We start from the raw sequence: 20,593 nt of genomic DNA on the forward strand, positions 1-20,593 counted from the left end.
TTGTGAATGAGTGAAACCAGGGCGCAAACCGATACCTGTTATGGGCCTGTCGATCAACAGGTACTGGATAAAGCCCGTGAAGTTCGCCTGTTAATCTGCGACGTTGACGGCGTGATGTCCGATGGTCTGATTTACATGGGTAACCACGGCGAAGAGCTGAAAGCCTTTAACGTCCGTGATGGCTATGGCATTCGCTGCTTGCTGACATCAGGCATTGAGGTTGCCATCATTACCGGACGTTCCGCAAAATTGCTGGAAGATCGCTGTAAAACGCTAGGTATTAACCATCTTTATCAGGGGCAATCGGATAAGGTTTTGGCCTTCAACGATCTGTTAGATAAACTGTCAGTAACAGCAAATCAGGTCGCGTATATTGGCGACGATATGATCGACTGGCCAGTGATGGCACAGGTCGGGCTGAGCGTTGCCGTGGCAGATGCGCACCCGCTGCTGTTACCGCGCGCAGATTATGTCACCCGCATTGCGGGAGGACGTGGTGCAGTACGTGAGCTGTGTGATTTGATTCTGTTTGCGCAGGACAAGCTGGAGCATGCCAAAGGGTTGTCAATATGAGTAAAACCAAACGTTGGCTAACCGCTTTTCTGGCACTATTAGTGCTTATCCTCATCGGCTGGAATATTGCGGATGACAACACGGTAACGACACCGGATGCCAACGATCCCGCTGTACCAGTCTATACCAGCGAAAAGACCGACACACAGGTATATAGCCCTGCTGGTAAATTGAGCTACAGACTGATTTCGGAAAAAGCAGAGTATTTCAACGACGAACAGTTGAGTTGGTTTACAACCCCTGTTGCCACGCTATTCAACGAGCAAGGCACAGCAACCTGGTCAGTACGCGCCGATCGCGCCAAGCTGACAAAAGACAAGATGCTCTATCTGTACGGCCACGTCGAGGTGAATAGCCTGACGAAGGACGCACAGCTTCAGCGCGTCACAACGAATAATGCCCAGGTGAATCTGGTCACGCAGGACGTCTCTTCCGATGATGAAGTCACCCTGTACGGCACCAGCTTTACCTCAAGCGGAATGAAAATGCGCGGAAATCTGCGTAACAAAACGGCCGAGTTGATCGAAAAGGTAAAAACCTCTTATGAAATCCAAAACCAATAACCTGATGCGTAACACCCTGATCGCCAGCTCGCTGTTCGCCGTCAGCGTTTCCGCTTTTGCCGTCACGGGTGATAGCAACCAACCAATTCACATTGATTCAGCACAGCAATCCCTGGATATGCAGGGTAACACGGTGACGTTCACCGGCAATGTTGTTGTTAAGCAAGGGACGATTGAAGTGAAGGCCGACAAGGTCGTCGTGACGCGTCCACAGGGCACGCAAGGCAGTGAAGTCGTGGAAGGTTACGGTAACCCCGTGACGTTCTACCAGATGCAGGACAATGGCAAACCGGTAAAAGGTCACGCGCAAAAAATCCGCTATGAACTGGCCAAAGACTTTCTGGTGCTGACAGGTGATGCTTATCTGGAACAGCAGGACAGTAATGTAAAAGGCGATCGCATCACCTATCTGGTGAAACAGCAGCAGATGGAAGCGACCAGCGATAAAGGAAAACGTGTGACAACGGTGTTAGTCCCTTCTCAGCTTCAGGAGAAAGAGAACAAGAGCCAGCCTTCTCGTTCTCAACAACCGCAACCACGGGTCACTGAATAAGTTATGGCAACATTAACCGCAGAAAATTTGGCCAAGGCGTACAAAGGCCGTAAGGTCGTGGAAAACGTCAGCCTCACCGTCAATTCTGGTGAAATCGTCGGCCTGCTCGGGCCGAACGGTGCTGGTAAAACCACCACATTTTACATGGTTGTCGGTATCGTCCCGCGTGATGAAGGACGCATCGTTATTGACGACGATGACATCAGCCTGCTTCCCCTGCACGAACGCGCCCTGCGCGGCATCGGCTATCTACCGCAGGAAGCCTCTATTTTCCGTCGCTTAAGCGTCTATGACAACCTGATGGCGGTGTTACAGATCCGTAAAGATCTGACGACCGAGCAGCAGGAAGATCGTGCTAATGAACTGATGGAAGAATTCCATATTATTCATTTGCGCGATAGTCTGGGACAATCACTGTCCGGTGGGGAAAGACGCCGCGTAGAGATTGCTCGTGCGCTGGCAGCAAATCCTAAATTCATCCTGTTGGATGAACCATTTGCGGGCGTAGACCCGATCTCCGTACTGGATATTAAAAAAATCATTGAGCATCTGCGTGACAGCGGGCTTGGCGTGTTGATTACCGATCATAACGTCCGCGAAACGCTTGATGTCTGTGAACGAGCCTATATCGTGAGTCAGGGCAACCTGATCGCCCACGGTTCACCGACCGATATTCTGGCCGATGAACAGGTGAAACGCGTCTATCTGGGCGAAGGCTTCCGACTCTGATAGGGTAATATTTTTTCTTTGTAGTACTTATGGGACGTTAGCGCGATTTATGAAGCAAGGTTTGCAACTCAGGCTTAGCCAGCAACTGGCCATGACTCCACAGCTCCAACAGGCGATCCGCCTGTTGCAACTGTCCACGCTTGAATTGCAACAGGAGATTCAACTGGCGCTGGAAAGCAATCCGTTGCTCGAACAAACGGATCAGCACGACGAAATCGAGTCATTTGAAAAGGCAGACAGCGATTCTCTGGACACCGGTGAAGCCCTTGAACAAAGAGATATGCCGGAAGAATTGCCGCTCGATGCCACCTGGGATGAAATCTACTCCGCAGGCACACCGTCGGGCACCGGCACCGACTATCGCGATGAAGAACTGCCTATTTATCAAGGCGAAACTACGCAAACACTTCAGGATTACCTGATGTGGCAGGTTGAGCTAACCCCGTTTTCAGACACCGACGCAGCCATCGCGACCTCTATCGTCGATGCGGTAGACAACACTGGCTACCTGACCGTGCCGCTAGAGGACATCCTCGACAGCATTGGTGACGATGACGTGACGCTGGAAGAAGTCGAGGCCGTACTTAAGCGCGTGCAGCGCTTCGATCCCGTAGGCGTTGCTGCCCGCGATCTGCGTGATTGCCTGCTGGTACAGCTTTCCCAATTCGCCGATAGCACCCCACGTCTGGCCGAAGCTCGCCTGATCGTCAGCGATCATCTCGATCTGTTAGCTAACCATGATTTCCGCAGCCTGATACGCATTACTCGTCTGAAAGAAGAAGTGCTGAAAGAAGCGCTGGCGCTGATCCAATCGCTCGATCCACGCCCAGGGCAGTCGATCAACACGGGTGAATCCGAATACGTGATCCCTGACGTACTGGTGCGCAAAGTTCAGGGAGTCTGGGCCGTTGAACTGAACACCGATAGCGTTCCCCGCTTGCAGATTAACCAGCAGTATGCGGCGCTGGGTAATAGTGCACGCAACGACAGTGACGGGCAATTTATCCGCAGTAACCTGCAAGAGGCGCGTTGGCTCATCAAGAGCCTGGAAAGTCGTAATGACACACTGCTAAAAGTCACCCGCTGTATCGTCGAGCAGCAGCAGAATTTCTTCGAGCAGGGTGAAGAATTCATGAAGCCGATGGTACTGGCAGACATCGCTCAGGCGGTGGATATGCATGAGTCCACCATCTCACGCGTGACGACACAGAAGTTCCTGCACAGTCCACGCGGCATTTTTGAGCTAAAATATTTCTTCTCCAGCCACGTAAATACCGATAGCGGCGGAGAAGCCTCGTCAACGGCAATTCGCGCGCTGGTGAAGAAGCTTATTGCGGCAGAAAACCCCGCGAAGCCACTCAGCGATAGCAAGCTGACCGCCTTGCTCTCCGATCAAGGCATCATCGTAGCGCGCCGTACCGTTGCAAAATACCGAGAGTCTTTATCTATCCCACCATCAAATCAGCGTAAACAACTGATTTGATCTCAACAGAGAAGGAAGACACTATGCAGCTCAACATTACCGGACACCACATCGAGATCACTGAACCGCTGCGTGATTTTGTGAATGGCAAGTTTGCCAAATTAGAGCAGTATTTTGACCGGATTAATCAGGTCAATGTGGTATTGAGAGTGGAAAAAGTTCAGCAAATTGCCGAGGCCACGCTCCATGTTAATGGTGGAGAGCTGCATGCAACCTCTGAAGCGGAAGATATGTACGCCGCGATAGATTTATTGATTGATAAGCTGGCGAGACAGCTCAATAAGCATAAAGATAAACTTAAACAGCACTAATTTTCTCCTTTGCCGTTTGGCAAAGGAACAAACTCGGCCCACTCATCGGGTGGGTCGGGATCACCAGAAGTGAAAGCGTCGTTAAGTGAAAATAAAATGAGCCACGATTCTGTATTGCAACTCAGCACCGTATTACGTCCTGAGTGCACCCGAAGCACCGTCCACTGCCAGAGTAAGAAACGGGCATTGGAAATTATCAGTGAGCTGGCCGCCAGGCAGCTTAACATTCCTTCGCAGATTATCTTTGATGCTATCCTCACCCGGGAACGTATGGGCAGCACGGGAATCGGCGGTGGCATTGCCATTCCTCACGGTAAGCTGGAAGACGATAATGCGCTGGGGGCCATCGGTGTTTTCATCCAGTTAGAGCAACCGATCGCTTTCGATGCCATTGATAATCAGGCCGTTGATCTACTTTTTGCCTTGCTGGTTCCGGCTGAACAATGTAAAACCCATTTGCACACCCTGTCGCTTGTTGCCAAGCGGCTGGCGGATAAAACGGTTTGCCGACGCCTGCGTGCGGCGCAAAGCGATGAAGAGCTGTACCAGATTATGACGGAAGCCGGTTAATCGCCATATTCACGATGACGGGCAATTCGCGGTAGCGTCAGAGAATGCTTGCAATCCGTGCGCTAAGCCGTCATTTTTTTAGCTATACATCACTTTATAAAAACAGCGGCAATGAAAATTCGCCATCACATTGCCAGAGGGGAGTCGTCAGATGGTGCTGATGATTGTCAGTGGTCGCTCAGGTTCAGGGAAATCTGTCGCCCTGCGCGCATTGGAAGATATGGGGTTCTACTGCGTAGATAATCTACCCGTGGTGTTGCTGCCAGAACTGGCTCATACGCTTGCGGCACGGAACATTTCCGCAGCGGTCAGCATTGACGTGCGCAATATGCCGGAATCACCGGAAATCTTTGAGCATGCCATGGAGCAACTGCCACCAAGCTTCTCGCCCCAATTACTGTTTCTGGATGCCGATCGCAATACGTTAATCCGTCGCTACAGCGATACCCGTCGCCTGCATCCGCTGTCCAGCAAGAATCTGTCTCTGGAAAGCGCGATTGATGAAGAAAGTGACCTGCTGGAACCGCTGCGTTCACGTGCCGATCTGATTATTGACACCTCAGAGATGTCGGTGCACGAACTGGCCGAAATGCTGCGTACGCGACTGCTCGGCAAACGAGAGCGCGAACTCACGATGGTGTTCGAATCGTTCGGCTTCAAGCACGGTATTCCTATCGATGCGGATTACGTCTTTGACGTGCGCTTCCTGCCGAACCCGCACTGGGATCCGAAACTGCGCCCGATGACCGGTCTGGATAAGCCCGTTGCATCCTTCCTCGACAGGCATACCGAAGTTCACAATTTCATCTACCAGACTCGTAGCTATCTCGAACTGTGGCTGCCAATGCTGGAAACCAATAACCGTAGCTATCTGACTGTCGCTATTGGCTGTACTGGCGGGAAACACCGTTCGGTGTATATCGCGGAGCAGTTAGCGGACTATTTCCGCTCACGCGGTAAGAACGTACAGTCACGCCACCGTACGCTGGAAAAACGGAAACCCTCGTGATAGTCGGCAAACCAGCACAGTCAGGTAACCTATGACAGTCCGCCAAACGGTTGAAATCAAAAACAAGCTGGGTATGCATGCTCGCCCAGCGATGAAGCTGTTCGAACTCGTACAGAGCTTTGATGCGGAAGTGATACTGCGTAACGATAGCGGCACCGAAGCAGAGGCAAGTAGCGTGATTGCCATGCTGATGTTGGACTCGGCCAAAGGGCGCCTTATAGAGGTAGAAGCCACTGGCCCAGATGAAGCACAGGCGCTTTCTGCCGTTATCGACCTATTCGAATCTGGGTTCGACGAAGACTAGCTATTTCCTTAGCAGGCTATCTGTAGACCTTAGTGCTTCACTTTCCCTTCCGAACCTCCTACTATCCCTAATATCATATTTTCTTATACCCCCTGCTCCTCTGGGCGCGGGGGGTTATTTTTATATCATCAGAAAACATCAACTGGAGAGGAGTATGAAGAAACCTAACCTGACAATCAGTGAATTGGATGCAGAACGTCTAGATATGTTATTGGAGCAGCCCGCTTTTGCGGACAGCGATATTGCACAGGCGTTGAATGAGGAACTGGATCGGGCAGAAATCCTGCCTTCAGCATCGATTCCCTCACATGTCGTCACCATGAATAGTCGGGTGCGTTTCCGCGATCTGAATACCAACGAAGAGCATATCCGCACACTGGTGTATCCAGCTGCGGTGAAGGACAGTAAAGAACCACTGTCGGTGATGGCTCCGCTGGGCGCAGCACTATTGGGAATGCATGTGGGAAACGCGATCACCTGGCAGTTGCCAAACGGTGAAGAAACGCGAATTGAAGTATTAGAACTACTCTATCAGCCAGAAGCCGCAGGCGAGTACCACAGCTAAGCCAGAGAAATGCTATAGAGTAACAGCCGTCGGACACTGCCGACGGCGACGGTTACTCAATGTAGGCCAGATTTATTCCCCTGCGATTTTCAGCTCTGGTAGCAACACAGAACCACACTGGATATTGCTTCGGGTTTCGATATCGTTCCCTACCGTCACAATATTACGCAGCATGTCTTTCAGGTTACCCGCGATCGTAATCTCGCTGACCGGATACTGAATTTCGCCGTTTTCGACCCAGAAGCCGGATGCCCCGCGGGAATAATCCCCCGTTACACCGCTCACACCTTGTCCCATCAGTTCAGTCACCAACAGGCCTTTGCCCATCTGTTTCAACATACCGTTGAAATCCAAACCTTGTCCGGCAATCCGCCAGTTATGGATACCGCCAGCGTGGCCGGTACTCTGCATCCCCAGTTTACGTGCGGAGTAGCTCGTCATCAGCCATGTCTGCAACACACCAGCCTTCACAATTTCACGCGCCTGCGTCCGTACACCTTCGCTATCGAACGGCGTAGAGGCCAGCCCTCTCAGCAGATGCGGCTGTTCTTCAATCGTCAGCCACTCTGGCAGAATCTGCTGACCCAGTTTATCCAGCAGGAAGGTGGATTTACGGTAAACGCTGCCGCCGCTGATGGCACCAACCAAATGACCAAACAGGCCCGTCGCCACTTCCGCAGAAAACATCACCGGCGCCTGCATGGTTGGCAGTTTACGCGGTGACAGGCGCGATAACGTCCGGCGCGCGCACTCTTCGCCCACCCATTCAGGGCTACGCAAATCTTCCAGCGCACGGCCAACGGTGTATGCATAATCCCGTTCCATATCGCCATTCACTTCAGCAATCACACAGCTGGACATGGAATGACGGCTGGAGCAGTAGCTTTTCAGTAGGCCGTGGCTATTACCGAACACTTTAACGCCATAGTGACTGTTAAAGCTGCCGCCTTCGGTGTTGGTGATACGCTTGTCAGCCTGTAGTGCAGCTTGCTCTGCGCGAGCGGCTAACTCAATGCCACGATCCGCATCCAGCTCGGTCGGATGGAACAGATCCAGATCAGGCGCATCAAACGCCAGAAGATCGCGATCCGCCGGGCCAGCAAAAGGATCGACAGAGGTATAGCGCGCAATATCCAGTGCGGCTTGTACAGTACGTGCTATCGCATCTGGGCTGAGATCGGTAGACGATGCGCTACCTTTACGCTGTTGGTGATAAACCGTGATGCCCAATGCACCATCGCTATTGAATTCAACATTTTCAACGTCACCATAACGGGTACTGACGCTAATGCCCGTCGTTTTTGACACCGCGACTTCTGCCGCATCAGAACCGGCACGCGCCAGTTCCAGCGCCTGAGCAACCGCGAGTTCCAGCGCTTTACGCTGCTCTGCAACCTGAGTAGTTATCGTCATTGTTCTGCCATAATGAGTGGAAGAAAGCTCACCATCATCATCCCCGCAAGCAAGCACGAAGGGGGTATACTCTAAATACTTCACGTAGCCAACACACATGCAACTTGAAGTATGACGAGCATAAAAAGGTGTAGCATAATGTTTTCTAGTCTAACAGGATCTACGGACAATTTCGCACAAAGCCCAAACCTGTTAGTATCAGCCTCTTTTTTTCTGGTGGGCACGCTGTTCACCATCCCGGAGCCGCTACGCGTAGCGTTAAGAATTGCTCCTGGACACTTTTTAGGAGCCAACCATGAAGCAAAAACCCGAAGACTGGCTGAACGACGTCCCGGATAATCAAGAAGACGACGAAGATGATGAAATTATCTGGGTCAGTAAAAGCGAAATAAAGCGTGACGCCGAAGTGCTGAAAGATCTCGGTGCGGAACTGGTTGATCTGGGTAAAAATGCCCTGGAGAAGATCCCGTTAGATGACGATCTGCGTGCGGCGGTAGAACTGGCGCAGCGGATTAAGAAAGAAGGCCGCCGCCGTCAGCTACAGCTGATTGGTAAAATGCTGCGTGCTCGCGATCCAGAACCGATCCAAATCGCACTGGATAAGCTGAATAACCGTCATAATCAGCAGGTGGCGTTATTCCACAAACTGGAACAGCTGCGTGACCGTCTGATTGCTGAGGGCGACGATGTGGTTCCAGAGATTCTGGCGCTGTATCCACATGCCGACCGTCAGCAGTTGCGTTCTCTGGTGCGCAATGCACAGAAAGAGAAAGCCGCGAACAAACCACCCAAAGCCACTCGTCAGATCTTCCAGTATCTGCGTGAGCTAGCTGAAACCATAGATTAATGGCGATAACGGGATGAGGAGTATATGACTCGCTCATCCCGTGGATTACCTGTATCTCATTGCGTTCACGATCAATTCAGATCGCGACATTCATTCAGATCACAGACCGCCCAGATGCCAGGTTTTCACTTCCAGAAACTCGTCCAGCCCCAGCACAGAACCTTCACGACCTAGCCCCGATTCTTTCACACCGCCAAAGGGAGCAAGTTCAGTCGAAACGGCACATTCGTTAATGCCAATCATGCCGCTTTCCAGCGCTTCTGCTACGCGGAACACACGCTGCAAATTCTGGCTGTAGAAGTAAGCGGCCAGACCAAACGGCGTATTGTTAGCGCGTTCGATCACCTCTTCTTCCGTTTTGAAACGAAAACACGGCGCGACAGGACCAAAGGTTTCTTCCTGCGCAAGCAGCATCGCCTCATCAGCGTCAACAATCACTGTCGGTTCGAAAAAGCTGTGGCCCAGCTTGTGCCGTTTGCCACCAACCAGCACCTTACCGCCTTTTTTCACTGCGTCATTGACGTGTTTTTCCACCTTCTCAACAGCAGCATCATCGATCAGTGGGCCGAGCTCAACGCCGTCATCCATACCATTGCCAACCTTCAGCTTTTTCACTTCTTCAGCAAGCTGGGAAACAAACTCATCGTAGACGCCATCCTGAATATAAAACCGGTTGGCACTGACGCAAACTTGGCCGGCGTTACGGAAGCGGTTAGCGATCGCGCCTTTCACTGCGGCCTGAATATCCGCATCATCAAACACGATATAAGGCGCGTTGCCGCCCAGTTCCATCGACACTTTCTTCATGGTATCGGCCGCGTTGCGCACCAGCGTTTTCCCTACCGCCGTTGAGCCGGTGAAGGAAATTTTTCGCACTTTATCGCTCGCCATGACGGTATCGCTTATCGCCTGCGTATCGCCCGCGACGCCGTTGAGGACGCCATCCGGCACACCCGCCTGCTGCGCCAGTGCCAGCAGCGCAAACGCAGACAGCGGCGTATTATTCGCGGGTTTGATAACCCCCGTACACCCTGCCGCCAACGCTGGCCCTAACTTACGCGTTAACATCGCCAACGGAAAATTCCACGGTGTAATAGCGACAACAACTCCTACGGGTTCACGTGTGGCATAAATCTTCGATCCAGGTTTAGCAGGCGGAATAATCTCACCGTTGGCCCGCTTTCCCTGCTCAGCAAACCACTGGATGAAATTCGCCGCGTAAACGACTTCGCCTTCAGCTTCCTGCACCGGCTTGCCCTGCTCGGCGGTCATCAACTCCGCCAGATAGCGTTTATTCTCCAGAATCAACTCGTACCAGCGATACAGAATTTCAGAACGTTCCTTCGCGGTTTTACGCTTCCAGGCAGGGAATGCGGCATGGGCCGCGTCAATCGCGGCCTGCGTCTCTTTCTTTCCTGCTTTCGCTACGCTGGCAATAGACTCGCCCGTCGCCGGATTCACCACCTCGAAAGTGGTTCCGCCCTGCTGCCATTTCCCCGCAACGAAGTAGCCCGTTTTAAACAGTTCATGATCCTGCAAATGGTGTCCTGACATCGTGTTACCTCCTGAAAATGGTCATATCTCATGACGTTCTGAGAGAAGCTATGGATAATTCAGTATAGGAGTGATGGGCACGACCTGCGCCACTCTCGGATTAATCGTTAGGTGGCTGCACCGCCTCATCCACTGATGATTAGTTGCTCAGCGCATGCTGATAATCACGCAGAATTCCAGTCAATCGCCCCACGGGCGCAGTCACGCTCGGTGGAAGCTGCTGTTCTGTCAGCATCTGCTGATAGCGCTCAAGCTCATCCAGCAACTGCGTAAAATAGCGGCTGCGTGTAGTATCGCGTCGGGCTGAAATCACCTGCTCCGCCGTCGCACGAATCTGACGATGAAAGGCAGACAGCGCCGCGTTTTGCGGGATATCCAGCGTTCTCAGACGTTGGTGCATGATGATCAGCCACAGTGCGAGGCGATATTTGGCAATGTCGTCAGGGAAACGGTTCAGCAGCAGGAACAGCTGTTGGTACAGCGCAGGCAGGTGATTCTCCTTGCGCCGCGCCCTGTTGGTGGTCAGCGCCGAAACCGCGCCATACACAAAGCGGTTCAACAACGTTCTCCCAGTATGCGCCTTGGTGTTATCCCGGATCAGCAGGATCACCATCAGCGCCAGGAAACAGCCGATGATCTGACCGATCGCGCTGTCCAGAAACTGGCTGACGTTGAACGTCATCGGGTTGTCCAACACCAGAATATTGATCGTACTGGCCAATGCGCCCAGCGAACCCAACCTACGTTTTTGTACTTCAAGCCCGAGAAAGAAAGCCATTGCCCCCAGACTCAAGCACAGCAGCAGCATACTTTGCTGCGTCGATGGCATGATAAACATGAACATCAGCGCCCCCAATGGCAGCGCGTAGATTGTCCCAAAAAGAAAATCTTTCGCCATCATCTGTGGATTCGGCAAACGCATGGCAAGCGATGTCACCACCGCAATCATTACCATACACACGCTGCCAGACGTCCAGCCGGTACTGAGCCAAAACAGGCAGCCTAGCGCCGTCGCTACACCTGTGCGTAAGCCGTTGATCATGGCATGGTGGGTTTCCGCTGAAGGAGCTTTAATTTCTACATCGCTGTTCAGCACGTCAGCTTCTATCGTATTGATGCGTCCGTTGGTCTGCACACCCTTCGCCATCAGCAGATAACGCGTCGCCGCACCAACCCAGTCGATCAGTGTTGGCGGCACATCACGGCTGTCAGCCGCGATCAAGTGGCGCAATGCTTTCACACGACCATGCACATCACGGAACGACTCAACAGGCTGCTCCAACACCAGCTTCAGGCTGCTTTTTACAGGGGTCGGTGCATCCTGCAAAATCAGGTAAGTTTCACACGACTGAGTGATCATCGTGAGCGATTGCGTATGTAACGACATTAAGCGGCGATTGCTGTTCTGCCAGCGCGAGGACTCCAGCATCAGGCTACTGCGCATACCGCTTAGCGCGGTCGTTTTACGCACCAGTGCGTGCCATGCCGCGTCTATCGCTTCTTTTTCCGCACCACTCATGCTGAGTTGCAGTAACCGATACTGATCCACCAGCAGTTCACCGATGCTGCGGTCAACATCCTGCTTGATCGAACGTGGTGAGAACAGTAAATCGGCCAGAATGGCACAGACGATACCCAGCACAATCTCGCTACAGCGCTCCACGGCAAACTGCGGCGTCAGCAGCGGCGTTCCCTGCGTCGACACAATAATAATCAGCGCGGTATAGCCCGCCAGCCCGAAAACATAGGCGTTTTCGACTTTAACCAGTGAGGAAACCCAGGTGCAAAGGCCAGCCCAAATACAGCACAGCATCAGCATAACCACAGGCGCACGAACGGTGGCAATAATAATGACAAGGGCACCAATACAGCCGATAAAAGTTCCGATAATTCGCAATATGCCACGATGGCGAATCGCACCCGAAAACGGCTCACCGCCCGCAGCGAATGCCGGGCCAGCAGCGACAATCGCCGCCGTCAGAACCGACCAGCGCGGGGTTTCTAACTGTAGGTGGAACCCTAGAAACAGGGACAGCACAATCGCAAAACTCAGTTTGAAAGCAAAGCGAAGGCGCGCAAATTTCGGTGTCGTAAAGAACATAGATCCTGTCAACGACGAGGTTTTCATCATCGTCTCACTTAGCCAAACTCACGCAGGCGATAAAGCAAGCGAATGAGTGGCGACGGTTTTTTGTCATTGTTGACGTGCTCGCCAGTAATCACCACAGTCGCCGTCGTGCCAGCCGGATAGAGGTCACCCATTTGACGATCGAGACGAATTTTTACCGGAACGCGCTGCGCTAAACGCACCCACTCCAGATTAGAATCTACATTAGCCAGGCCTTTAGTATTCGCACTGTTGCTGCTGTTATTTACCCCAGCCGCCACGCTATCGACCGTACCGTAAAATATCTTTTCGCTACCCAGCGGGGTGATTTCTGCACGATAGCCACGGCGAACGCCCTCAAGTTTGGTCTCTTCCATGTACGCCAGCAGGTAAAACGAATCCTTCTTCACCAGCGCTACCGCTGTATTCCCGCGTTCGATGAACTCACCGCTCTGCACATGCAGGTTGGTGACCCAGCCGTCGGCAGGGGCACGCACCACGGTACGCTCCAGCTCCAGTTTCGCCAGTGACAATACCGCCTGCGATTTAGCAAGCTGGTGCGTTGCGGTTTCTAACGCATTACTGGACTGATCGATATTTTCCTGTGACATCGCGCTGACGCCCAGCCGAGCACGACGTCCTGACTCCCGGCGTTTTTCCGTCACTAGCGCCTGATAGTAAGCAACATCCGCTTCCGCCTGCGCCACGGCCTGGTGGTAACGCGGCTGGTCGATGACAAACAGTACATCACCTTTACTAACCAACTGATTGTCGGTGACGCGAACGTCAGTCAGTAATCCACTGACGTCCGGGGCGATCGCCACCACATCAGCCGTAAACTTGGCATCACGCGTCCAGGGTGATTCGGTATAAAACGCCCAGACACGAAAAATGGCCACAATCGCACACAGCACAATGACCAGCGTGATGACCACGCGGCTCAATTTTTTGATCAGTGCGGCCTGCTGCCTAAACAAGGTTAGAAAGAAACTTTTCACAGACGCCTCACAGACCGTAACGGAACAGTAAATAGAACAAGCAGCAGAACAGCGCGCTGTTAAACAGCGCAGGATGCCAAACGAAGTCATAGATACCCGTCGGTTGCAGCAGGCGGTTCACGACAAAAAACAGGGTCAGCGACACCAGCAAGACAAAAAATACGGGGGGAAATGACAACCCGAACAGCACCATAACCGGGAGTGAACTCATCCTCTTTTCCTTTTTTCTATTAGGTAGCGGTAGCAAGCAGGTGTGCTACCGGATGGTAAATTATGTCGTCTGATACTGACATTCAGCATAGACAAAAGCGCCTCATCCCGCAGGCTGCCAGCCAGCGAATGAGATAACGTTAAACTGATGAGTAGCGATGCCAGCAGGGACTGACTAACGATGGGAAATCAGCGTATTACTCTATACCCGTCATACTTCAAGCTGCATGTGCGTTAGCTGCGTTCACTCACCCGAATCACTTACCTGTGTAAGCTCATCGGGATTCCCTCGCTTGCCGCCTTCCTGCAACTCGAATTATTTAGGCTATATATTAGATAAATAATTATTGGGGAGTCTTGAGCGGACAATGCTCCACCCGGCATCATCGGATAGGCTATATTATGGATGCTTATTATCACCTTATCTACATAGTGTGATCTAAATCACTTTTAAGCCAGAGTGAATAATGGAAAGACTAAAGAGTATGTCGGTGTTTGCCCGCGTGGTGGAATTTGGTTCTTTTACCGCCGCCGCCCGTCAATTGCAGATGAGCGTCTCCGCCGTCAGTCAGACTGTCACCAAGCTCGAAGATGAACTACAGATTAAACTGCTGAACCGTAGTACGCGCAGCATTGGTCTGACGGAGGCGGGGAAGATTTACTATCACGGCTGTCGTCGAATGCTGCATGAGGCGCATGAGGTACACGAACAGCTTTATGCCTTCAACAACACGCCGATCGGCACGTTGCGTATTGGTAGCTCGTCCACCATGGCGCAGAATGTGTTGTCCACCATGACTGCCGTGATGTTGAAGGAATATCCCGGTTTATCCGTCAATCTGGTCACCGGAATTCCCGCTCCCGATCTGATCGCCGACGGATTGGATATCGTTATCCGCGTCGGTGCACTACAGGACTCCAGCCTATTTTCGAAGCGATTAGGCTCGATGCCGATGGTGGTCTGTGCCGCGAAAAGCTATCTGGCGCAGCACGGCACGCCGGATAAGCCAGCAGATATGGTGAATTTTTCCTGGCTGGAATACAGCGTTCGACCCGACAGCGAATTTGAGCTGATCGCCCCAGAAGGCATTTCGACCCGCGTCACGCCACAAGGTCGCTTTGTCACCAACGATCCACAAACGCTGGTGCGCTGGCTCAAGGCCGGAGCCGGTATCGCGTATGTTCCGATTATGTGGATCGTGGACGAAATTAATCGTGGCGAAATCGAAATTCTGTTCAACCGCTATCACTCCGATCCACGCCCGGTCTACGCGCTCTACACACGCAAAGACAACCTGCCGCTGAAAGTACAAGTCTGCATTAATTACATGACGGAATACTTCAAAAACGTCGCCCTGACATATCAAGGCTATCGGCAAGATCAAGGCGAGGAAAAAAAACCGCGCTTATAAAAGCGCGGTTTCAAAGGGAATTCAGGGTATCTGAGCGAATTACGCAGTGCCGCCAACAGTCAGGCTTTCCAGCTTCAACGTAGGCTGACCAACGCCGACTGGCAGGCTTTGCCCTTCTTTGCCACACACGCCGACGCCTTTATCCAACGCCAGATCATTACCGACCATAGAGATCTGCTGCATCGCTTCAATGCCAGAGCCAATCAGCGTCGCGCCCTTAACTGGCGTGGTGATACGCCCTTTTTCGATCAGATAGGCTTCGGATGTCGAGAAGACGAATTTGCCAGAGGTGATATCAACCTGACCACCACCAAAGTTTGGCGCATACAGACCGTATTCGACGCTGGAGATAATCTCTTCAGGCGTCGATTTACCAGCCAACATGTAGGTGTTTGTCATACGCGGCATCGGCAGATGCGCATAAGACTCGCGGCGACCGTTACCCGTCGGCGCAACGCCCATCAGACGAGCATTCAGCTTGTCCTGCATGTAGCCTTTCAGAATGCCGTTTTCGATCAGAACGTTGTATTGCCCCGGAACGCCTTCGTCATCCATTGAGAGGGAACCACGACGCCCACTCAACGTACCGTCATCCACCACCGTACACAGTTCTGACGCAACAAGTTTGCCCATCTGTCCGCTGAATACTGACGTACCGCGACGGTTAAAGTCGCCTTCCAGACCGTGACCGACCGCTTCATGCAGCAGAACGCCCGGCCAACCTGCGCCTAACACTACAGGCATTGGCCCTGCGGGTGCCGCCACCGCCGACAGGTTAACCATCGCCATGCGCACCGCTTCTTTCGCCCAGGCGTCAACGCGAGCTTCACCGTCCGTCACTTCCCAGAAATACTCATAGCCGCCACGCGTGCCGCCGCCGCTGCTACCACGCTCACGTTTACCGTCAGCTTCGACCAGCACGCTGATCGACAAGCGAACCAGCGGACGCACATCTGCCGCCAGCGTGCCATCCGTCGCAGCCACCAGCACCAGCTCATACACGCCGGTCAAGCTGGCAGACACTTCCTGCACTCGCGCATCGGCGGCGCGTGCGACCGTATCCGCTCGTTGCAACAGCGCAATCTTATCTTCACGCATCAGGCTATCCAGCGGATTCAATGTCGGATAGAGCGCGCGGTGCGATACTTCACCCAGCGTGCGTGCCGTTCCGGTGCCTTGTTCTCGCACAATACTGCGTGCTGCCTGCGCGCTCTGATGCAATGCGTTCAGCGTGATCTGATCGGCATATGCAAACCCGGTTTTCTCACCGTCAATCGCACGGATACCCACACCCTGATCGATGTTATAGGAACCGTCTTTGATGATGCGATCTTCCAGTACCCAGGATTCATGATAGCTGGATTGGAAATAGAGGTCGGCATAATCCAGTCGGCGCTCATTAAGCGACCCCAGCACAGCGGCGAGATCGTCAAGATTCAATTTGTTGGCGGTGAGTAACTGCTCACTGACAAACGAAAGGCTCATAGTTTTTCACTCTTTATCAGATAATCGGCTGAGTACACTGCGCTGCCCTAACGGCATTATTCGCCTTTCTTATTGTTCGGCTCACGCAGCACTTCCTGAATCTTTGGTTGATCGAGGCTACCGGAAATCTGGTAGCGAATCAGCGAAATCTTGTTCCATAGCGGTGCTAACACTTTACTGGCAGCAAACACCGCTGCTCCCACAACCGGATTGACGGCAAATGCGGTCGCTACGCCCACCGTCGCAGAAATTTCCGGGGCGATAACCGCTTCCATATTGACCTGTCGCTTAGCGAGGTCGAGATCGCCTTTCATCGCGATGTCCGCCTCCAGCCCGTCGATCAGCATATCATCAGTATGCAGCACGCCGTCTTTAATCCATGCAGTGCTGCGAATCGAGTCAAAGTAGAACCCACGACCAAACGTATCACTAAAATCGAACCGCAGCTTACGCATCAGCGCATCGAAGCTCAATAAACGCAGTAATTGGCCAGCTTGACCCGCACCGACCTCGGCTATTTCACCTTTGCCAATGCGCGTGTGCAATATCCCGCTCAGGCTGGCAATATCCGGCGCCCAAGGCGTACCGCGCCAATATAAATCGTAATCCACATCGAAAGACCCCGCCTTCAGCGGTGAATCTACGCCAAACCAGTTAGCATTCTGTTCCAGGCTATCCCCCGTCAGACGGCCTTTTAGTGCAGTCCGTACACCTTCTGCATTTTCCTGCCAGGACCCGTTTACCGTCAGGCGCGCTTTGCCTGTATCAATAATGCCGTCCGACAGCGTCAATTTCTCCTTCTCCGGCAACAACGTTCCCTGAATACGTCCCATATTCTGCCCGATAATCCAACACTGACGGCAGTTAACCGCCAGCGACGGCCAGTCTTCAAAGCTGATACTTGGGTCGTTCAGCGGTGATTTTTTCTCCGCCAGAGCCACCGGATTGGTCGCTTCATTACCTTTCCACTGAGGATTGTAGTAGAGATAATTAATGTCGCTGCGCCACATACCACGATTGGGTATCTCAACCTTTCCGTCAATTTCGCGTCCTTTCGCCTGCACTTCACTGCCGCCAAGCGTATTTTTTCGCGTAATTTCCAGATCGTGCCACTGCTGTCCTAACAGTTGCAGCTCAGGCGTCTGCAGCGTCACCGCCTCAGGGAAACGTAGAGAGCTACGCGCTTTCTTCCCTTCCGCCGACGTCGAGGTTCGTAGCGACGGCAAAAGCCCCAGCCAGCTTTCTGCATCCAGCGGCGGGAGATCAAGCTCCAAAGCGGAATCGTCTGGTAATGCCGGAGCCGTTGCTGCCGCATTCTGCCAGCTTGCCCGTGCCAGCGTCACGGTGTCGCCTTTCAGCAGCCATTGGCTATTGAAACGGTTATCTTTGCCCACTCGCCCCTGCATAGTAAAACCATTCAGGTCGCCGCTTGCTTTGACCTCCAGCGGCAGGTTCTCACCAGCCGGTTTATTTAGCGGATTAGGTAAGTGACTACTCACTTTATTTAAATCAGCTTGTACATCAACATCGTAGGTTGTTTTACCCGAGTGCGGCAGGTTGACAGCAACCGTACTTTTCCAGTTAGCCGTACCAGACAGGGCTTTACTTGCCGATGCTGGTATACCGGGCAATAGCGCTGGCTGCCAGTCGCCCTGCAAGCCCACATTCACCAGAAACGCTTTCGCCTGCTCTTCCGTCGTGAAATTGACCGCCATCGGCTGATTCAACCAATTCGCCTGTAGTGTTTCACTGCGTAAATTGCCGTTTTCATAGCGGAACTTACCCGTGAGATTCTTAATCGTGGTATCCAGTGGTTTGATATACAGGCTGTTATTATTCAGCGCGATGTCGCCACTGGCGCGGACATCATCACCAACAAGCGGAATATCCAGATGCAGCGTGCCTTTCACTGGCCCGCCAATTTTCAGTTCGTCCAGCGCCGTACCCAGCGAGGATTTCAGCGGCGTCTGATGAAAATAGTTACCCACTTCTGGCCCTGGACCATCCAGTTCACCGTCAATAAGCAGCATCTCTTTTTCATAATCAGGAATGACCGCGCTAATATTTTTGCCTTCAACCTTACCCAGCCAGGTTTGCGGTGCAAACATCCACAGACCGTTATTAGCGAAATCCAGATTGATATCCAGCGGCGTTAGCGCAGGCCAGCCCGGCTGAAACTCAAAGGTGGCATCCTTAACGGGTACCCAAACTTCAAACTGGCCTTCGTTATGGATATAGGGGAAATGTTGCGGATTACCGGCAAAAATCAGCGTCGCATTATCGACGCGACCGCCCTTCAGCGCACCGCTCAGATAGTCCACCAGTTCAGTGCCCATAAACAGTTCAGGATAGTAGCGCCAGGCATCCGCCGCATCGGTCAACCGAATTCCCGCCAGAATATCCAGCTTCGGTTCCTGCTTAGCAGGCTGTTCGTAACGGAAATCACCGTTAGCCCACAGCGATTTCGCCTCTACGTCCAGCCCATGGCTCCAGAGCGATAACCCTTGTGCGTCATTACGCCAGTCTATCGTGCCACTGGCCTGCTTGATTTCCAGCGGCGCGCGGAACATATCCACATAGGGCAATGTGCTCTGCTTTAACGTAACACTGACTTGACCACGCTCAACGCTACCACGGGCAGAACCGGAAAAGTGATCGACTCCCGGCAGCAATTTCCACTGCTTCCAGCTCACATCCTGCCAGTTGGCGTGAAAGCGGCTTCTCTCTGGCTGTTGCAGAGGGATATCGACGGCAACGGTATTCAATGTGCCCGTCGGTTGCAGTTCATCCCAGTGCGCTTTCAAAGCTGGCGTAGTGCCGGACAGCAATGGAAGCAACGTGCTTACCCGATCCAGCGCCAGATTACTGGCTCGGATGCGTAGCTCTTCCTGCCGGTCGGGCCCTAGCATGTGTTCATTTTTTGGCAGCCACAGGGCAGAAAGCCGACCTTTCGGCCAGGCGACGCCATCCGTTGCCAGATTCAATTCAGGAACATCCACCTGCCAGCCGTTTTCCTGACGGCTAACATGTAGCGTCATGTCATCCACATTCAGACGATGTGCATCACTTCCCTCACCCCAGCTTGCCGTCCCCTGATTAAGGAGCACATCGCCACTGTGTATCCCACCGTCACGGACGTTGAGCCATGCCGCCAGACTAAAATCAGCGCTTTCCAGCCCGGTATTGTTTTTCATCCAGCGGCTGAGCCAAGGCTTCATATCGATATTGTCTGCTTGCAGATAGAACGTACCGTTACCAAGCAGCCCCTGCTCATCGCGCAAATCCATGCGCATCTGCACCACACCGTGCTGGCCGTTAAAACTCGACAGGCTGATCAAACCTTCTGCACGGTGACGATTGTCGGAATTCAACCAGGTCAGTTGAGGAATACTGAGTTCCGCTCGGGAACCGGAAGGGGTAAGAAAGGTAATTTGGCTATCACGCAGATCAAAGTGGTCAAACTGGCGCAGGAAAAGATCGCTGACCTTTCCGGACTCCATCAGTTTGTTATCCTGCTGCGGCTCATTAAATTGGCTATTAAGATCGAGCTTTAACTGATGAAACGTGAGATCGCGGAACTGCCAGCGCCCGTGCAACAGCGACTGCCACACATCCAGCGCCAGCGTAATGCGATCAACCTGCCAGTCCGATTCCGGCAGAGAAGTGCGAAATTTTTCAATTTCCAGCGTGGGGCCAAAGGACTCCCAGCGCCCCGTCATTGAGCCGATTTCTAACGGAACACCGGCAGCAGACTGCGCCCAGGCCACCAGCTGTGGCCGGAAATGATCGAGCTGTGGCAGCACCAGTCTTAAGCCGCTGACTAACAGCGCAACCATCACGACAAGAGTGGCACCCGTGATGACTAATATTCCGGGCAGTCGCCTCACTAATTTCTCCTTCTTTCGTC

At 52.8% G+C, this 20,593-nt stretch carries 19 protein-coding genes; 12 read left to right on the top strand and 7 right to left on the bottom strand.

Annotated elements, in window-relative coordinates:
• Positions 1-6: 6 nt before the first annotated feature.
• The 10 genes from kdsC to rnk all read left to right on the top strand — a co-directional run bounded on the left by kdsC (position 7) and on the right by rnk (position 6,660).
• Complete coding sequence (kdsC, locus tag CLR69_RS14415; protein WP_129702522.1) at positions 7-573, top strand: 3-deoxy-manno-octulosonate-8-phosphatase KdsC; 567 nt, start codon at positions 7-9, stop codon at positions 571-573.
• Entirely contained in the window at positions 570-1,136 is a 567-nt protein-coding gene (lptC, locus tag CLR69_RS14420; protein WP_129702521.1) for an LPS export ABC transporter periplasmic protein LptC, read from the top strand. The genes kdsC and lptC overlap by 4 nt, the downstream gene beginning before the upstream one ends.
• Complete coding sequence (gene lptA / locus CLR69_RS14425) at positions 1,117-1,689, top strand: lipopolysaccharide ABC transporter substrate-binding protein LptA (RefSeq protein WP_129702520.1); 573 nt, start codon at positions 1,117-1,119, stop codon at positions 1,687-1,689. The genes lptC and lptA overlap by 20 nt, the downstream gene beginning before the upstream one ends.
• A 3-nt stretch (positions 1,690-1,692) precedes the next feature.
• Positions 1,693-2,418 carry an LPS export ABC transporter ATP-binding protein gene (gene lptB / locus CLR69_RS14430; protein WP_010296638.1) on the top strand — a complete coding sequence of 242 codons (726 nt, stop codon included), beginning with the start codon at positions 1,693-1,695 and terminating at the stop codon, positions 2,416-2,418.
• A gap of 49 nt (positions 2,419-2,467) precedes the next feature.
• A complete protein-coding gene (gene rpoN, locus CLR69_RS14435) occupies positions 2,468-3,901 on the top strand; it encodes an RNA polymerase factor sigma-54 (RefSeq protein ID WP_129702519.1) in 1,434 nt (477 codons plus the stop codon).
• Between the two features lie 23 nt (positions 3,902-3,924).
• Positions 3,925-4,212 carry a ribosome hibernation promoting factor gene (gene hpf / locus CLR69_RS14440; RefSeq protein ID WP_011091920.1) on the top strand — a complete coding sequence of 96 codons (288 nt, stop codon included), beginning with the start codon at positions 3,925-3,927 and terminating at the stop codon, positions 4,210-4,212.
• A gap of 96 nt (positions 4,213-4,308) precedes the next feature.
• The gene (gene ptsN / locus CLR69_RS14445) at positions 4,309-4,782 is read left to right on the top strand and encodes a PTS IIA-like nitrogen regulatory protein PtsN (protein ID WP_129713540.1); all 474 of its coding nucleotides are present in this window, start codon (positions 4,309-4,311) and stop codon (positions 4,780-4,782) included.
• A 151-nt stretch (positions 4,783-4,933) separates the two neighbouring features.
• Positions 4,934-5,791, top strand: a complete 858-nt coding sequence (gene rapZ / locus CLR69_RS14450; protein WP_129713541.1) for an RNase adapter RapZ — start codon at positions 4,934-4,936, stop codon at positions 5,789-5,791.
• A 31-nt stretch (positions 5,792-5,822) separates the two neighbouring features.
• Positions 5,823-6,095, top strand: coding sequence for a PTS phosphocarrier protein NPr (gene npr / locus CLR69_RS14455; RefSeq protein ID WP_129702517.1), 273 nt, complete (start codon positions 5,823-5,825; stop codon positions 6,093-6,095).
• Positions 6,096-6,249: 154 nt separating this feature from the next.
• Positions 6,250-6,660, top strand: coding sequence for a nucleoside diphosphate kinase regulator (gene rnk, locus CLR69_RS14460; protein ID WP_129713542.1), 411 nt, complete (start codon positions 6,250-6,252; stop codon positions 6,658-6,660).
• Between the two features lie 72 nt (positions 6,661-6,732).
• Here rnk and pmbA read toward each other — a convergent pair whose 3' ends face one another.
• Positions 6,733-8,073 (bottom strand): metalloprotease PmbA, encoded by a 1,341-nt coding sequence (pmbA, locus tag CLR69_RS14465; protein WP_129713543.1) that lies wholly within the window; start codon positions 8,071-8,073, stop codon positions 6,733-6,735.
• A gap of 295 nt (positions 8,074-8,368) precedes the next feature.
• On the opposite strand from pmbA, the gene yjgA reads away from it, so the two are divergent.
• Complete coding sequence (gene yjgA / locus CLR69_RS14470; RefSeq protein WP_129702514.1) at positions 8,369-8,920, top strand: ribosome biogenesis factor YjgA; 552 nt, start codon at positions 8,369-8,371, stop codon at positions 8,918-8,920.
• A gap of 99 nt (positions 8,921-9,019) precedes the next feature.
• Here the strand turns inward: yjgA and CLR69_RS14475 are convergent, their stop codons facing one another.
• The 4 genes from CLR69_RS14475 to aaeX all read right to left on the bottom strand — a co-directional run bounded on the left by CLR69_RS14475 (position 9,020) and on the right by aaeX (position 13,790).
• Positions 9,020-10,474, bottom strand: coding sequence for an NAD-dependent succinate-semialdehyde dehydrogenase (locus CLR69_RS14475; RefSeq protein ID WP_129702513.1), 1,455 nt, complete (start codon positions 10,472-10,474; stop codon positions 9,020-9,022).
• Between the two features lie 139 nt (positions 10,475-10,613).
• The gene (gene aaeB / locus CLR69_RS14480; protein ID WP_422762869.1) at positions 10,614-12,575 is read right to left on the bottom strand and encodes a p-hydroxybenzoic acid efflux pump subunit AaeB; all 1,962 of its coding nucleotides are present in this window, start codon (positions 12,573-12,575) and stop codon (positions 10,614-10,616) included.
• A 38-nt stretch (positions 12,576-12,613) separates the two neighbouring features.
• Positions 12,614-13,579, bottom strand: coding sequence for a p-hydroxybenzoic acid efflux pump subunit AaeA (gene aaeA, locus CLR69_RS14485; RefSeq protein WP_129702512.1), 966 nt, complete (start codon positions 13,577-13,579; stop codon positions 12,614-12,616).
• Positions 13,580-13,586: 7 nt separating this feature from the next.
• On the bottom strand, positions 13,587-13,790 hold the full coding sequence (gene aaeX / locus CLR69_RS14490) for a p-hydroxybenzoic acid efflux pump operon protein AaeX (protein ID WP_005975424.1): 204 nt from the start codon (positions 13,788-13,790) through the stop codon (positions 13,587-13,589).
• Positions 13,791-14,256: 466 nt separating this feature from the next.
• Between aaeX and aaeR the strand changes: the two genes are divergently transcribed.
• Positions 14,257-15,201 (top strand): HTH-type transcriptional activator AaeR, encoded by a 945-nt coding sequence (gene aaeR, locus CLR69_RS14495; RefSeq protein WP_129713544.1) that lies wholly within the window; start codon positions 14,257-14,259, stop codon positions 15,199-15,201.
• Positions 15,202-15,240: 39 nt separating this feature from the next.
• On the opposite strand, the gene tldD is transcribed toward aaeR, so the two are convergent.
• Together tldD and yhdP are read right to left on the bottom strand one after the other, a co-directional pair.
• Positions 15,241-16,686, bottom strand: a complete 1,446-nt coding sequence (gene tldD / locus CLR69_RS14500) for a metalloprotease TldD (RefSeq protein ID WP_129713545.1) — start codon at positions 16,684-16,686, stop codon at positions 15,241-15,243.
• Positions 16,687-16,742: 56 nt separating this feature from the next.
• The gene (gene yhdP / locus CLR69_RS14505) at positions 16,743-20,573 is read right to left on the bottom strand and encodes an AsmA2 domain-containing protein YhdP (RefSeq protein ID WP_129713546.1); all 3,831 of its coding nucleotides are present in this window, start codon (positions 20,571-20,573) and stop codon (positions 16,743-16,745) included.
• Positions 20,574-20,593: the final 20 nt, after the last annotated feature.

The organism is Pectobacterium zantedeschiae (genome assembly GCF_004137795.1).
GTDB classification, from domain to species: Bacteria; Pseudomonadota; Gammaproteobacteria; order Enterobacterales; family Enterobacteriaceae; genus Pectobacterium; species Pectobacterium zantedeschiae.